Origin of the sequence: Pseudomonas sp. Ga0074129 (genome assembly GCA_001465025.1) — a bacterium.
Classification (GTDB): Bacteria; Pseudomonadota; Gammaproteobacteria; order Pseudomonadales; family Pseudomonadaceae; genus Aquipseudomonas.
Genome location: LNDO01000081.1, coordinates 15874 through 32239, shown reverse-complemented (window position 1 = coordinate 32239; position 16366 = coordinate 15874). Strand labels below are relative to the sequence as shown.

General features: G+C 59.8%; 11 protein-coding genes. 4 read left to right on the top strand and 7 right to left on the bottom strand.

Going from position 1 to position 16366, the window contains the following annotated elements:
* Positions 1-17: 17 nt before the first annotated feature.
* From AUK77_RS11120 to AUK77_RS11100, 5 genes are all read right to left on the bottom strand, one after another.
* A complete protein-coding gene (locus AUK77_RS11120) occupies positions 18-1940 on the bottom strand; it encodes an autotransporter domain-containing SGNH/GDSL hydrolase family protein (protein WP_296129568.1) in 1923 nt (640 codons plus the stop codon).
* 98 nt (positions 1941-2038) lie between these two features.
* Complete coding sequence (locus AUK77_RS11115; protein WP_296129566.1) at positions 2039-3046, bottom strand: class 1 fructose-bisphosphatase; 1008 nt, start codon at positions 3044-3046, stop codon at positions 2039-2041.
* Between the two features lie 35 nt (positions 3047-3081).
* Entirely contained in the window at positions 3082-4758 is a 1677-nt protein-coding gene (locus AUK77_RS11110; protein WP_296129564.1) for a histidine kinase N-terminal 7TM domain-containing protein, read from the bottom strand.
* 195 nt (positions 4759-4953) lie between these two features.
* Entirely contained in the window at positions 4954-6321 is a 1368-nt protein-coding gene (locus AUK77_RS11105; protein ID WP_296129560.1) for a DUF3999 domain-containing protein, read from the bottom strand.
* A complete protein-coding gene (locus tag AUK77_RS11100) occupies positions 6318-9884 on the bottom strand; it encodes a DUF2339 domain-containing protein (protein ID WP_296129558.1) in 3567 nt (1188 codons plus the stop codon). The genes AUK77_RS11105 and AUK77_RS11100 overlap by 4 nt, the downstream gene beginning before the upstream one ends.
* 305 nt (positions 9885-10189) lie before the next feature.
* Between AUK77_RS11100 and AUK77_RS11095 the strand changes: the two genes are divergently transcribed.
* From AUK77_RS11095 to AUK77_RS11085, 3 genes are all read left to right on the top strand, one after another.
* Positions 10190-10585, top strand: coding sequence for a YkgJ family cysteine cluster protein (locus tag AUK77_RS11095; RefSeq protein ID WP_296129555.1), 396 nt, complete (start codon positions 10190-10192; stop codon positions 10583-10585).
* A 63-nt stretch (positions 10586-10648) separates the two neighbouring features.
* Positions 10649-12055 (top strand): FAD-binding oxidoreductase, encoded by a 1407-nt coding sequence (locus AUK77_RS11090; protein WP_296129553.1) that lies wholly within the window; start codon positions 10649-10651, stop codon positions 12053-12055.
* 237 nt (positions 12056-12292) lie between these two features.
* The gene (locus AUK77_RS11085; RefSeq protein WP_296129551.1) at positions 12293-12724 is read left to right on the top strand and encodes a BLUF domain-containing protein; all 432 of its coding nucleotides are present in this window, start codon (positions 12293-12295) and stop codon (positions 12722-12724) included.
* Positions 12725-12834: 110 nt separating this feature from the next.
* On the opposite strand, the gene AUK77_RS11080 is transcribed toward AUK77_RS11085, so the two are convergent.
* The gene (locus AUK77_RS11080; RefSeq protein ID WP_296129549.1) at positions 12835-13749 is read right to left on the bottom strand and encodes a LysR family transcriptional regulator; all 915 of its coding nucleotides are present in this window, start codon (positions 13747-13749) and stop codon (positions 12835-12837) included.
* A gap of 90 nt (positions 13750-13839) precedes the next feature.
* On the opposite strand from AUK77_RS11080, the gene AUK77_RS11075 reads away from it, so the two are divergent.
* Entirely contained in the window at positions 13840-14235 is a 396-nt protein-coding gene (locus tag AUK77_RS11075; protein WP_296129546.1) for a nuclear transport factor 2 family protein, read from the top strand.
* A 172-nt stretch (positions 14236-14407) separates the two neighbouring features.
* Here AUK77_RS11075 and typA read toward each other — a convergent pair whose 3' ends face one another.
* Positions 14408-16228: a translational GTPase TypA gene (gene typA / locus AUK77_RS11070; protein WP_296129543.1), complete on the bottom strand. Its 1821-nt coding sequence runs from the start codon at positions 16226-16228 to the stop codon at positions 14408-14410.
* Between the last annotated feature and the right edge of the window lie 138 nt (positions 16229-16366).

Here is a 16366-nt window from a genome sequence, read left to right as displayed (position 1 = left end):
TTTTCACCTCAAGACTGCTACCAATCCCAGGACAGAGAAAGGTTCAGGCCATGCTGACGATCCTCGGTGCCGCGAAAGTTGTAGCTGGCAGATAAACCAAGCTCACTACCCACGCGATGGTTCACGCCAAAGGTCGCCAAAGTCTGGCCACTCTGAGGGGTGTAGCCCTGCAGTTCGAAGCTGTTGTTGGCCACACTGTTCAGGCCCATGCGCAGTTGCTGCGGGTCATCCTTGAACTCGCGCTCACGGGACACTTCAGCGAACAGCTGAGTGCTTGGCGTCAACTGATGGCTGAGCTGCACGCCGACACCCAGGCGTTGGCTATCACGCTGCTGATCGGCAAAGTTCAGCGCGGTAGAACGATTGCCACTTTCGCGATAACCATCAACATCAACACGCGCGTAATTGGCGCTGATAAACGGACTGACTTGCCAATCTGTACCGGCATTGGCCAAGTCGTAGCCAATACGCGCTGACAACGCATACAACTGACCCTCGCTGTCACCCTTCTCGGCACGTTCAGCTATACCCAGCGCGAACTGACGCTCGAGATTCTGATAGTCCAGATGCCCCACGCTGACGCTGCCGTTAGCCCACAGACGATCCTGCTGAAACTGAGCAAAGCCGCTGAGCAAGTAGCTGCTCAGGTCGTATTCGGAATCGGTCTGCGTATCCAGTTGCTGCGATTGCAGGCCAAGGGCAAGACCGGCACGCCACTGGTCATTCAGGCGATAGCTACCGCCCAACGTCAGCCCTAGACCATCGCTGTCGCCCTCGGCAACCGCCGCATTACGCGCGAACTCACGGCGCATGCCGTTGGCACTCACGAAACTGCGCCATTGCCCATTGGCCTGCCACTGGCCCTGCAACTGACTTTGCAGTTGCTGCTGATGACCGATCAGGCTGGACAGCGCCATCTCTGGCAGCAGGCTGACTTCCCAAGGGGCGGAGATAAGGGAATAGATGTAATCCGCGCTGATCTGCTGCACAGCACCGGTCGGGTGTACACCATCGTTGAACATAAGACGGTTGGGGTTAGGCGTTGTACCACCAATTCCCCACGTGGGGTCAGCCAAGCAACTGGAACCGCTGAAGCAAACATTCGTTTGTGCGACAAGAGGATCAAAGCCAAACGTGGCCAAATCACCTTGCACCTCGGACAACAGCCCACGGAAGTTTAGGCGGATGACATTGCCGCCCAATGCAGCCAATTGAGTGCCCAACTCATCGTTAAGCAACCCCGATGCAGATGACCAAGCCGCCCTGAAGCCGCTGGCAAAGCCTGCCGGAGTCATGCCCACGTCAGGCAGGTCAGACACGATAATGGTGCGCGCACCGGCCGCCTGCAGCGCGGCGACACCAGCAACCAAGTTGGCGGCAGCAGTGGCAGCCGTGGCCTGATCAGTGACGACAAACTGCAGCACATCGTTGCCACCACCATTGACGTAGAACAGGGCGTTGGGATCGGCAGCGCCAAATTGCGCCAAGTACCCCGGCCTTGCACGCAGCACCGTACCTGCTCCCGCCTGACCTACCGGAACCACCGTTTGCGATGTTGTCGTAATGGACGCAAGCACCTGCTCCGTTCGGTAACCACCTACCGCATAGTTAGTACCATCCGGATTGCCCGTCAGCACTTGAGGAAGCACAGGCGTAGATGCCAGAGCTTGCAACCCCAGCTGTGCGGCCAAGCGCTGCGTAACCACCAGATCAAAAAATTCGGTGTTATTGCTTAGGTAGTTGGGGCCAGTACGGTTGGTGAAGCGCGTACCCCCGGTCGGGTTACCACCGAGCAGAGGACTGCCCAAATCAGGAAACTGCCCGCTATCACTCAGCGAGTCACCAAATACGATGAACTGCGAGTAGGGCATTGCTGAGCTGGTGAGAGGCAGGCTGGCCAGGGCGATGGCGGCTGCTAGGGCTTTGTACGGCTTGAACATAAAGACTCCGAGCTCTTTGTTTTTATAAGAGCTGTGGAGCCTAAAGAAGTCAGGTAGAAAGCGCGCTCTCCCATTCGGGTGAACGCGGCCTTGGCTGATCAGTGGCGATGATAAGCGCTGATACGCAGCACTTCTTCTTTGGAGCCGAGGAATACCGGCACACGCTGGTGCAGGCTTTGCGGCTGGATATCGAGAATGCGCTGTGTGCCGTTAGTGGCTACACCGCCTGCCTGCTCAATGATCATGGCCATTGGGTTGGCTTCATACATCAAGCGCAGCTTGCCCGGCATGGACGGATCGCGGTTGTCACGCGGGTACATAAAAACGCCGCCACGGGTGAGGATGCGGTGCACGTCAGCCACCATCGAGGCGATCCAGCGCATGTTGTAGTTCTTGCCCAGCGGGCCTTCTTCGCCCGCCAGCAGTTCAGACACATAACGCTGCACCGGCGCATCCCAATGGCGCTGGTTGGACATGTTGATGGCGAATTCTTTAGTGGATTCCGGGACCTTGATGTCGTCATGGGTCAAAACAAAGCTGCCCAACTCACGATCCAGCGTGAAGCCCTTAACGCCTTCACCCAAGGTCAGCATCAGCATGGTCTGTGGGCCATAAATGGCGTAGCCAGCACACACTTGCTCAGTACCCGGCTGCAGGAATGCCTCTTCACCGAGGTCACCTTCTTCACCATTTCGCTCGGGGCAGCGCAACACCGAGAAGATGGTACCGACCGAGACATTGACGTCGATATTGCTGGAGCCATCGAGCGGATCAAAAACCAGCAGGTAGGCACCTTTGGGGTATTTGCCCGGAATTTGGTAGGCGTTGTCCATTTCTTCAGACGCCATACCCGCCAGGTGACCACCCCACTCGTTGGCTTCCAGCAGAATCTCGTTGGAGATCACGTCGAGTTTCTTCTGCACTTCGCCTTGCACGTTTTCGGTGCCCATGCTGCCCAACACACCACCCAGCGCACCTTTAGAGACCTGATGGCTGATCTCCTTACAGGCCCGCGCGACTACTTCAATAAGAAAACGCAGGTCGGCCGGAGTGTTGTGGCTGCGAGTCTGCTCGATCAGGTAGCGGCTGAGGGTAACGCGGGACATGGATGGCTCCGGAAGGAAGAAAAATCGCGCGCAGTTTACCCCTTTAAGGGCAAAAGCGCTTCAGCACTGGATCGAAGGCTGCACACCCGATTACGCCCCTCATGCTTGGCTTGATACAACGCGCCATCGGCCACCTGCATCAACTCATCAAGCCCGGGACCCTGTTCGGGCCAGATGGCAAGGCCTGCGGAAAGCGTGACATAGCGCGCACCACCCCGGGTTGGCAGTGGATGAGCCGCTAGGTCACGGCAGATGGTCTCCAGACGTGCACGCGCTTCAACGGCATCAGCGCGCGGCATGATCAGCAGAAACTCCTCGCCGCCAATACGGAATACCGCATCGGAGCTGCGCAAATTCTCCAACAAATGCAGGGCGACGCCTTTGAGCACGTCGTCGCCCTCTAAGTGGCCATGTTCATCGTTCAGCCGTTTGAAGTGATCAAGGTCGATCAACGCCAGTGAAATAGGCAGGTGCTCACGCTGCGCCAATGAAAGCTCTCGGGCAAAAAACTCATCCAGGTAGCGGCGGTTGTACAACCCCGTGAGTGGGTCGCAGAGCGCTTGCTCCTGCAATTGCTCATGCAGATCGGTGATGGTGCGTAACTGCTCTTCGCTGAGCGCCAGCGCCTCCGCCAATTTCAACTCACCGAGATGACGCTGCGTCACGTCACGCAGATAAAGCATCTGCCCCAACACCTGACTGCCGCGCCGTGTCAGACGTTCAATGGCACGGATACGCACCTCAAAATAACGGGCCGAATTCGCCAGTGTCAGTAAGCGCTCATGATCACCAGGGGTGTTTTCCGCCAGAAGCGCCTGTAAGTCAGCCCCCAGAATCGGCCAATCGTTCAACGCCCGCCCCTGCCAACTGCTGCGCAACCCGGCGAGTTTCAGTGCTGCCGGGTTGGCCTCAATCACGCGCAATTGCGCATCAACTACCAACACGGGGTCGAGCAAGGCATCCAGCAATAAATGCCGGGCCACGGGCAGCAAGTCAAACAAGCGCACGCCGACGATCAGCCAGGCGAACGCCACGAGGGTAAGGGCGAAGCTGAATGGGGTGGGATCAAAGCCAAACAACGTCCAGCCGAACACCACATAGCTGATATTGGCGACCCAGGGCACAGCCGTGACGACCACGAACGCGACATAGTGGCGGCGATGAACGCCGTAGCTGACCAACGCCGCGCGCAATACCACGCCCATGCAAAAGGCCATAAACAGGTACACATAGACCGCCGCCGCAAAGAACAGCGGGCCATGATCATAGCGAATGGGCGAACCTGGCTCGGTACTCAATGGTCCGGTGCCTGCAGCGTAAAACAGGCCATGCCAAGGGTTGGTGAGCGCCATCAGCCAGATCAACAGCGGCATGATCATCAAGCTGAGCGTGCTTTGCAGCGGCAGGGGCTGACGCACGCTGTTGACGTACTGCCAGAGGAATACAGCCCAGAAGGTGGGCATCAGCAAAATGCCCGGCCAGGCCATCGTCGCCCAGAACACTTTGCAAGACGCCCCTTGCGCCGCCATTTCCAGACTGGCCGCGGCCATCCACCACAGGCTGGCCATGTGCAGCACGATAAAACTCTCGCGCCCAGGGAAATAGCGCTGCCGCACCACCCAACGGGCGAGAAAAATCACCCCGAAGCAGACCATAGTCGTCAGGACTACTGGCGTATCAAGCGCCCAGCCAGAACTGCCGCAGGCATTCATGCTGGGAGCACCGCAGGATTAAACGCAGACAGGCACGAGCCAACCACCCGGGCAAATACACACAATGGGGGGCGCAGCAGGGGGGGATTAGAGATACGCAAGGGCCTTCCTGACCTCAAACGTTAATCAAACAAGTCGCCAACGATACTGCAAAAACCGTTAGGTAGCTGGCCTTTATTCGCCAGCCAGCGGCCGTTAAGCGCTAGGACGACGCAGCAGACTTGCAGCCATTAACCCGAGCAGACCGACGCCCAACAGCAACACCAACCACAGCCCCCAGCGCTTCCAATCGGTCTGGCTAACGTCTGCCGATGCCCGCGCGTTGAGATCAGTTGTTTGCCGCCCCGCTTCGGCCTTGCCCAATTGCTGAAGGCGCAAAGGCTCATACCCCGGAATCAATGTGCTCAATGGCAACGCCGCAGACTGCGCGCCCGTGCGCCCCAACGCCAGGGTGTATGGTGGATTACCACGCTGCAGAAACACCAACTGGGTTGCACGCACCGCCACTTTGATCGACGGCGCTTCAGCGCCCAGACCGCCGCCGCGCTCGTCGACCTGCAGACGTAACTGCTGAACCGGCCAACCGGGCAATGACAACTCGTCCTGGCGAATCTCTGCAGCCTTTTCCGGCAAGCGGTAGAGCAAACCCTGCGCCATTGCTTGCCAACTGCCCGTGTTCTCTCGGCGACCACTTACCCGAATCGGGGCCAGACTGTTGGGCTCAGTCAACTCGACCTGAAGCCGCTCCAACGGCAGGGCCAGCGGCAGCTGCCATTGATAGTCGCCATCCGCCGTGTGCGCTGCCGTCAACGGCTGCGACCATACCAACGCCGCCGGCATGCTGTCACTGCGCTGGCTCCGCAGGCTGGCGGCTGTCAGTTGCGGTGCTTGTTGCGGGCTTTGCCAGAGCAGACGCAAATAGCGCGCTTTACGCCCCGGCAACTCCACCTGGCGCTGTTCAATCTGCTCACCATCGAACGCCAGACGCGCTAACTGACCACTGCCCCAAGGCTGCCAGCGTTGTAAATCGTCACTGGCCTCAATGCTGAAGCGCTGAAAGCCGTCCTGATCCGCCGCCCAATCCAGCTGCAGCCCCACCAGCGCATCGGGCACCGCGCTGGCATCCAGCAACCAGCCACGCAGCAAGGCCGGTTTGGCGGCGCCATCGGCCTCATCACGCAGTTCGATCAGCGTACCTGTGGTACTGCGCTGCACTCGCAAGCTGGGCTCGGCGCTGCTGTCGCCCGGCTCGGCATACAGCGGGAACCACTTCACCGCCTGTTCTTGCAGGCTGTCACGTGACTCCCCCTGCCCCGCCACCAGGGCGTAAGCCAAGGGCTGCCCCTGCGCATTGAACACCCGCAGGTCGCGCAGATCGCCATAACGCGCGGCAAAATGCAGCGCCATTGGCACATCCAAGCGGTACCAAGGGCCATCTCCGCTCAGCGTGAGTGGCAGTTGCACGGCATAGTCGCCGGGCTGCTCCTGCGCCAGCGTGGCCGCACTGCACAGCAGGCCGAGGCAGACAGCGGCGCTCACGCCAAGAATAGAACGACTGATCATGCTGACTCCGGCGGCTTTTCCGCCTCTTCCTGACGGGCCGGCAGCGGGGCGAAATACCCCACCACCAACAGCAATACGCCGACCCCGATAAACGACACGATGCGCTCCAGGCCACCGCGATTTCCCAGCTCGACAAAAAATAGTTTGGCCACCACCAGCGCAATCAATGCAGCACCGATCAGCCAAAGTTCGCGCCGACCAAGGCGATTGCCGAGCACCATCAGCGGCAGCGCAATCAGCGTCCAGACGATCGACAGGCCGGCCTGCACCAACATCGAATCGAGCAGCGCATCCAGCTGATAAGGCACTCCACCCCAATGATGCGCGGTGCGCATGACCATGGCCGTCAGCAGGGCAAACAGCGACGCCCCGGCAACCGCTTGCGTCAGCCATTGGCTGCGTACGGCGTCCGCACCCAATTCGGCCAAGCCCATACGCGCCCACGCGAACACCGCACCCAGCGCAAACAACAGGCCCAACTCCAGCGGGTTAAGCAGTGGCAGGTAGGCCAACGGTTCGGCATCCCCGGCGCTGGCAACGTTGGCCAGCCAGAACCAGCCGAGCATCAGCAACGCCAGCGGAGCTGCCGCCAACACGCGGTACTCGCGCGGATAGGCCGAAAGCGGCCAAGGCAAGCGACGCGGCAATGCCATCAACCACAGATAAGCACTGGGCAGCAGCGCCCAACCCAGCCAACGCCAAGCGTTGTAGTGCTCCGACAGGGCTAACAACAGGTAGCGCAACTCCAGCGCCAGTACGCCCAGCAGCAGCCACGCACCCAACACATGGGCCGCACTGCGCGCGCCGGAAGGTAACTGCTCAGCCACACGCCGTAATGCCCAAACGTGCACGGCAAACAGCAGTGTCCAGGCCAGCCAGCCAAACTGCGCGGCCGGGTGATAGTGCAGATGCCAGGCGTGCAGCACCACCACGCCCGCCAGCGGTGTCAGCAGGCAGCAAAGCAGCGCCAACTCAGCCCAGCGCGTGCGCGGGGCAAGAAACGCCGCCAAGGCCATGCTGGCGGCCAGTACCAGCAGCAAAGCGCTGCTCTGCCACTGCGGCCCGACAAAACGCAGCACTTCGCTAACGAGGGCCAACGCCCACCAGGCCGCGCCCCAGACCAACAGCAACTGTGCGAGGCCAAGCAGGCTGAGATTGCCCAGGGCGCTAGGCGTTTCGCGGCGCGCTAATTGCTGCAAGCGCCAGGCACCGACCAAGGCCGCCAGGCCAAGCACCAATGGCGTCCAGAAGTCGATATGCGCCAACGGGCGCAGGCCTTCGCTCGGCAGAGCGCTAAACAACAACGGGCTAACGGCGAGAAACACCACGCCAGCCAACACCTGCAACAACAGACCGAAAACAAAGCTGGCGCGTTGTTGCAAGTGCAGGCTGAGCCAGACAATCAGCAAGCCGCTGCCCGCCCATACGGCACTGGCCGTGGCCCACGGCAGGACGAACAGCACAGCCAGATTGAGGAACACCAGCCCCACCAGCAACACCACCGACAGACCGCGCAGCAGGCGGCGATCCGCGCCAATTTGCGGATCCCGCGCTGCCAGCAGCATGCCGGCGATCAGGCCGAAACCGATCAACGACGAGGTCAACAGCCCCGACCAACCGGCCGAAAACCCACCCATGCCGGCGGCCGCATCGCCGGCCATGTCCAGCATAAACACCGCACCACCGAGCAACTGCACGGCAAAGGCACTGAACAGAAAGCTGCGCGCCTGCAGGCGTAAACCGAGGCATAACGTCAGCAGACCCGCCAGCGCCCAACTGATCGCCGTGCCTTGGGCGGCAAATAGCAGGGGCGCTATCAAGTAAAAAGATGCCAGCCCGGCGCAGGCCAGCACCGGCAAGCCGCGCACCTCCCAATTGCTGGCCAGCGCCTTGTGCTGCCGCAGTTGCCAGAAGCTGAACAACAGAGCCACGGCCAGCATCAATGCGCCCAGCGGCGCGCCGTCTAGCAAGGTGCTTTCGCCACCGCGCAGGCCGATCACGAAGGCCAACGCTGCACCGAACTGCAACAACAGCGCAAACGCCCGCGCCAATGGACGCTGCTGACGCAAACCGAGCCAGAAGATACCGGCGCCCTCGACCGCCCAGGCCGCTGAGGTCCAGCGCGCATCCAGCCCGAGGGGAATCGCCAAGCTGGCAAACACCACGCCCAGCGCCAAACAGGTTTCCACCAGCAACACCGCGCGATCACCAGTGCGGCCGACCAATAACCGCGCCAACAGCAGGTAGAACAGCCCCATCGCCAGAGCACTGAAAGCGGCGGCGAACTCGATGTGCTGCACCAATGCGAACTGCAGACCAAAACCCACCAGTGGCGGGCCGAACAGCACGGTGGCATCAATGTAATCGCCCTTGCGCGCCGCCCAGCGCAGCAAGCCATCACGATCATCGGGCGCATCCAGTGCCTCGCGCAGCTTGCGGCGGGCAAACAACAGACCGATGGCCACATACATCAGGAAGAACAGGATCAGGAACGGCTGAGTGCTCCACAGCAACTCCGGCGTGTAGGCGCGAATACCCCAGGCGAAGCCGATGCCGAAGGTGCCGACAAAGCCGATCAGGTTGAGCAGCCGCCACGCCTTGAACCAGGCAATGGCAAAGATGCCGGCGTTCAGCAGGGCAAAGTAGCTGAACAACGCGACATGATCGCCGCTGCCGGTGCTGGTCAAAATCGGCGCAGCAAAACCACCCAGCGCCGCAACAGCCGCCAATGCCAGTGCATTTTGCTTGACCGCCAGAACCGCCGAAAACAGCGTCACCAGCACCAACAGGGCCAAGGCCGCGCTGGCGTCGAGCAACGGATGCAAACGCATCGCGGCAAAGACTGTCAGGTACAACACGGCAACCCCGGTGCCTTGCAACATTAAGGCGTAACTGGGATTACGCAGGCGCAGCCACCAACCCAGCGCCAACAGCGCCACCGCACTGGCCGCGACGCTGGCATAGCGAAACTCCACCGGCACCACCACGCCTTCGGTGGCGTAGCGCAGCAGAAAAGCCAGGCCGAGAAACAGCAGCACCACGCCGACGCGCAGCACGGTGTTGCCGCCCAGCAGCCAGTTCTTCGCGGCTTTGAAACCCTGCGCAAACACGCCCGGCGCACGCGGCTCGCTGGGCACCCAAGGCGATGCTGTCGGCGTTACGCGCTCAGGTTCAGGGCTAAGTGCTGGCTGCGCAGTCGGTACAATTGGCTCGGCCGGCGGGTCCGGCAGGACAAAATCCAGCGTCCAATCCAGCTCGACCGGCGCGGCCTGCTCAGGCGCCATCGCGGGTATTGGCGTAGTTTCTAACTCAGGCTCAGCCTGCGTGACGTCACCTTGCTCAAGCAGGCGCACGCGCTCATCAACGGCAGCAGCACGCTCAGCAAAGCGTTTCGAGACCTCGTTGAGCTGGGTCATCAGGGCGGCATTCTCACGCGATAACCCTTGCAACCGCAGAGCCTGAGCCAGCCCCAAACCGAACAACGCGCCTATTAATGAAGCCGTCAGCGTTTCATCGGCCAACGCCCCGAGCACCAAGCCCACCAGCATGAAAATCCATTGCATGCAGCGCCTTCCTATTTAGCCAAACCCAACCATCCCCAACACCCGGTGCAAACTGCGCGGCAGTATAGAAGGCTGCTCTGCGCATACCCAGGGAGACGAATGCTGCACACATCACAGCACAGCAAAAATCACCAAGAGCCGCGTTTAACGCTGCGCGCGGCAGCCCACAGGCTGTTCACCCTAAACAACCGCCATCAAGCATCTGCCCCAACTGGCTGCACAGTCCATGACCAACCGGCAGATTGTCGTTCACAAATGCGCCAAGCTCGCTATCATCGCGCGCCGCACACCTGACGCATGCCCCAATGAAAAACAACCTGATTGCCGCCGCCGAACTCGATCGCCTGGAAACCTGGGCCAAATACACCGCCGACATGTGCCACAGCTGCATGTCCAGTTGCTGCACGCTGCCGGTCGAAGCGCGCCTGAATGACCTGATCCGTATCGGCGTGGTCGATGAGTTCGAACGCAGCGAGCCGCTGAAGAACATCGCCAAGCGCCTGCAGAAAGACGGCATCGTTGAACGCTTCCATCAAAAATCAGGCATTTTCACCCTGACCCGCATGAGCAATAACGACTGCTACTACCTCGATCGCAAAACCCGCCTGTGCACCATCTACGACAAGCGCCCGGATACCTGCCGTAACCACCCGAAGATCGGCCCGCGCCCAGGCTATTGTGCGTATAAGCCCAAAGCCTGAGTTTCAGCCGCGCCTGGCTGGTTTATCCTAGGTTCAACGCCATTGCGACCGAGGTAAACCTGTATGCAACCCTGGCACACCCTCAGCCTGTGGATGGATCAACTGGGTAAATCACTAAGCCCACGCCCCGCGCTGACCGAAGACCTGCACGCCGATGTGGCAATTATCGGCGCAGGCTACACCGGCCTGTGGACCGCCTATTACCTCAAACGTCAGGCACCCCAGCTGCGCATCGTTATTCTCGAAGGCGAGACGGCTGGCTTCGGCGCCTCCGGGCGCAACGGCGGCTGGCTGATGGGCAACCTGCTCGGCCAGGATCGCCTGCTCGACGGCCTGCCCAACGCGGCACGGTACAGCGCCCACGCCCTGTTGCACGGCATCCCCGATGAGGTTGCCGGGGTACTGGAGCGCGAACAAATCGCCTGCGATTACCGCAAAGGCGGCGTGTTGTATTGCGCCGCACGCTACCCTGAACAACTCAGCAGCCTGCAACGCCAACTGGCCGACCTGCGCGCCCAGGGCTTCGATGAGCACGACTACCGCTGGTTGACGCCCTTCGACCTGGGCAAGCAGCTGCAATTGGCCAATGCTTACGGCGCGATTTACACCCCGCATTGCGCCACCATCCAACCGGCCAAACTGGTGCGCAGCCTGGCGCAAAGCGTGGTCGCTATGGGCGTCGAGCTGTATGAACAAAGCCGCGTAGTCGAGTGGCAAACTGGCTTGCTGCGCACCGCCACCGGCAGCGTACGCGCCGACTGGATCGTCCCCGCCGTAGAAGGCTACGCCGCCAGCCTGCCCCCACTGGGCAAGCATCAGCTACCTGTGCAAAGCCTGATGGTCGCCACCGAACCGCTGCCCAAGGACGTTTGGGCCGATATCGGCCTGGCGCGCGGCCAAGCTTTCAGCGAGAACAGCCGCCAAGTCACCTATGGCCAACGCAGTGCTGACAACCGCTTGGTATTCGGCGCGCGCGGCGGCTACCGCTTTGGTGGCCAGTTGCGCCACGACTTCAACCTCAGCGAAAACGAGCGCGACTTGCGCCGCTACCTGTTCGGCGAACTGTTTCCGCAACTTAAGCAGGTGCGCATCACTCACGCCTGGGGCGGCAATCTGGGCATGGCGCGACGCTTTCGCCCGCACATGCTGGTCGATCGACGCAACGGCATCGCCCTGTCCGGCGGTTACGGCGGTGAAGGGGTGGGCGCCAGCAACCTCGGCGGTCGCACCTTGGCTGATCTGATTCTGGAAAAACAGAGCGAACTGACGACCCAACCTTGGGTGCTCGGCGACCAAGCTCTGAGCCAACTACCACGCTGGGAGCCAGAACCCCTGCGCTGGCTCGGCTACAACGCCATCATCCAGAGCTTCACCCATGAAGACCGCGTACTGGCCAACCCAAACAGCGCCCCCTGGCGGCGCAAAATGGCCTGCACTGTGGCGGCCAACCTGGAAAAGCTAATGCGTTAGGCTCGACAGACCGCCTCAACGCCTATACGCGTGGTGACCACCCACTTTCGTCAACGCCAGGAAGTGAGCATCGTCGCGCGCAAAAATCGATGCAGAGTCATTACTCACTCGCCACTGAGCGATAACGCGCGGCAGACAAGCCCACTACTCTGAATCTACGCAAACACATCGCCCACCTCGGCACGAATCGCTATCACCAACTATGTTTGCTTAATCAACAAATAGAGGAGCGTAACTATGTACTTGGTGAGGCTGCTCTATGTGAGCAAAGTGGTGAAGGGATTTAGCACGCACGACATTGACGCGCTGCTGCACACCGCGCGCCAACACAATGCGCAGGTGGGCATCACTGGAATACTGGCGTTTAACGGCGAGTACTTCATGCAAATACTCGAAGGCGACCGACGAGCGGTCAACAAGCTTTACCACCATATCTCCACCGACCCACGGCATGAGCAGCTGCTTCTGCTGCAAATGCGCGAGATTGATGAACGCCTCTTTGCTGAGTGGAGCATGGCTTATGTGCCCATCAGCAAGCTGACCCGCGACCTGCTGCTGCGCTACGGCATCAACGAAGACTTCCATCCACTGCAAATGAGCAGCATGAACTGTTTGGGGCTGCTCAAAGCGCTCAGCGAGCGTTTTCAAGCCCCCAAGCAGCTGACCTGAAGGCATCAACAACATCTGCCTGGCTTATCGTGAGCCCGTGCTTACTGACAGGCGAACAGAACCCGAGTGATCACTCTGGCCATTAAGCTTAAGACTGCACAGACGCCCGGTCAGGGTCGTTGAGCCGCTGGTAATGAGCGGATCCTGACTCGAAGAAGATCCGTGCAGGATCTGATCACTGGCGGCAGCCTATCTTTGTAACCGTGCACACCATAGACAGGCGCTTGCCCACCATGCCAATCGGGCAATACGTGTATCAAGCGCCCAGCGGATAACTCCTGCGCCACTGCAGCCGCAGAGAGCAGCGCAACCCCCAGCCCTTCGCCAACACAGCCAATGGCGGCCGTCATGGTATTGACCTTGAGATCACGTGCGCCCTGTAACGGCCGAGTCTCAGCCTCGCGGTGCAAGAGTGCGTTTTCCTGCCAAGGAAGCCTAACCACGCTGCATCCCAAAAGATCATCTGATCGCTCAAGCCGATGCTGCTGAAGATAAGACGGTGCTGCGACCAAGATAAACGACAACCACCCCAGCGACACAGCGTGGTAACGGCTATCTGCCAGCGCGCCTACCGAAACAGCGAGGTCGATATGGTGGGTCAGTAAATCCAAGCGCTCATCGGTGAAGATAAGCTCCGGCGTCAATGCCGGGTGACGCGTACACAACTCAGCTATGACCGCCGGCAGCAGCGTACTCGCGAATAAATGTGGCGCAGTGATCGCCAAGCGCCCGGCAGGCTCCGTCGCTAACGCATCCAGCTCTAACAATGCCTGCTGCTGTTGTATCGCCATCGCGGCACAGCGACGTGCAAACACCTCGCCTGCCTCGGTCAAACTCAACCGCCGCGTGGAGCGCTTAAGCAAACGCACGCCCAGCAATGCCTCAAGCTGACTGACATACACGCTGACAGCTGACTTGGTATGCCCGAGCCGCTCAGCCGCCGCCGTAAAAGAGCCGAGCGTGACGACCTCATGGAAAACCATCATGCGATAGGGAAGCTGCTTTTGTTCACTCTGACTGAACATTCAATTCACTTTCGAGGTGATTATTTTCCATAACAGCTTAAATAACATACCGCTCAACATACACAACGCACATTTAAAGAGGCACTCCACATGAGTCGGCAAAACCCTGTATTGAGCGCAAGCAACGCGTGGATCGAACACTTCAACCAAGGCAACGCCAGTGCATGCGCAGCAGGCTACAGCGAAGACGCCAGCTTGGCCGCCGCCCCTTTTGGACGATTTTCCGGGCGAGAAGCCATCCACGGCTTTTGGCAAAGCATGCTGGATTTAGGACTCAGCAACCTGACTTATCACGACGTGCGATTACACGTGATTGATGAAGACAGCGCCCTGCTGTCTGCCAACTGGTCGATGAACAAAGCCTCTGGCGTCATAAGCAAGGAGCTCTGGGTACGCGGGGCAGACAACATCTGGCGCCTGGCCGAGGATGACTTCACCGTACTGGCTCAATTTGCCGAACCGCCCGCAGAAAACCAATATCCCTGAGGCGGGACTGACTCACAAGCTGACAGCCAAACCAGCCTATTAGGCTTCGCTGCGCTCAACACCCGCCTAGGTTTTAAGTTCAGTTTAACTAGCGCCACACAAAACTTGGCCATAGAAAAAGCCCCCGCAAGGCTCGCGCCGGCGGGGGCTTTTTAATCAGCTAGAACGGGGATCAGTTCTTGGCTTTCTTGGCAGCGCGGGTGCGCTCGCCTTCGTCGAGGATCTTCTTACGCAGACGGATCGACTTCGGCGTAACTTCGCACAGTTCGTCGTCCTGGATGAATTCCAGAGCCTGTTCCAGGGTGAAGCGAACAGGTGGAACCAGGGCGATGGTTTCGTCTTTACCGGAAGCACGCATGTTGTCGAGCTTCTTGCCTTTGGTTGGGTTTACGCCCATGTCGTTGTCGCGGCTGTTCAGGCCGACGATCTGACCGTTGTAGATCTCCTGACCGTGCTCGACGAACAGCTTGCCGCGCGCCTGCAGGGTTTCCAGGGAGTAGGTCAGTGCCTTACCGGTTTCTACCGATACCAGAACACCGTTCTGACGGCCGGACATGTCGCCGGACTTCATGGTGTCGTAGCGATCGAAGATCGAGGTCAGGATGCCAGCACCGTTGGTCAGGGTCAGGAACTGGTTACGGAAACCGATCAGACCACGAGCCGGGATGTTGTATTCCAGACGCACACGGCCTTTGCCATCCGGCACCATGTTGGTCAGGTCGCCCTTACGCAGGCCCATCTCTTCCATGACCTTGCCCTGGGATTCTTCCGGGGTGTCGATGGTGACGTTCTCGAAGGGTTCTTGCTTCACGCCGTCGACGGTACGGATGATTACTTCCGGACGGCCTACACCCATTTCGAAGCCTTCGCGACGCATGGTTTCGATCAGTACCGAGAGGTGCAGCTCACCACGACCAGAAACCTTGAACTTGTCAGCGCTGTCGCCTTCTTCAACACGCAGGGCCACGTTGTACAGCAGCTCTTTGTCCAGACGCTCTTTGATGTTGCGGCTGGTGACGAACTTGCCTTCTTTACCGCAGAACGGCGAATCGTTGACCTGGAAGGTCATGGATACGGTCGGCTCGTCGACGGTCAGCGGCTTCATCGCTTCAACGTGGTTGATGTCGCACAGGGTATCGGAGATGAACAGCGAGTCCATGCCGCTGACGCAGACGATGTCACCAGCGGTGGCTTCTTCAACGTCAACGCGGTGCAGACCGTGGTGGCCCATCAGCTTGAGGATACGGCCGTTGCGCTTTTTGCCGTCGGCGTCGATGGCGACAACCGGGGTGTTCGGCTTGACGCGACCACGGGCGATACGGCCAACGCCGATAATGCCGAGGAAGCTGTTGTAGTCCAGTGCGGAGATTTGCATCTGGAACGGACCGTCAACGTCAACAGCCGGGGACGGCACGTTGTCGACGATGGACTGGTACAGCGGGGTCATGTCTTCAGCCATGTCGGTGTGGTCCAGACCGGCAATGCCGTTCAGGGCCGAGGCGTAGACGACTTTAAAGTCCAGCTGTTCTTCGGTGGCACCGAGGTTGTCGAACAGGTCGAATATCTGGTCCAGAACCCAGTCCGGACGCGCGCCTGGACGGTCAACCTTGTTGATGACCACGATTGGACGCAGGCCGGCTTCGAAAGCCTTTTTGGTCACAAAACGGGTTTGCGGCATCGGGCCGTCTTGGGCGTCGACCAGCAGCAGCACGGAGTCAACCATCGACATTACGCGCTCAACTTCACCGCCGAAGTCGGCGTGGCCGGGGGTATCCACGATGTTGATGTGGTAGCCATTCCAGTTGATCGCGGTGTTCTTGGCGAGAATGGTAATGCCGCGCTCTTTTTCCTGGTCATTGCTGTCCATCACGCGCTCGTCGTTGAGCTCGTTGCGCTCAAGGGTGCCGGACTGGCGCAGGAGTTTGTCTACCAGGGTGGTCTTACCATGGTCAACGTGGGCAATGATGGCGATGTTGCGTAGATTTTCGATCACGTGTGTATCTCGATCAGAGGATTCGGTGTGCCACTTAGTTTAGGCGGCGAGTATTAAGTAATTGCGATTTCTGCCAGGCGGCGTAAGAGCACTAGGGCTGCTACGACGCCTGTGGGTCGGGAGGGCGATGGCGGATAC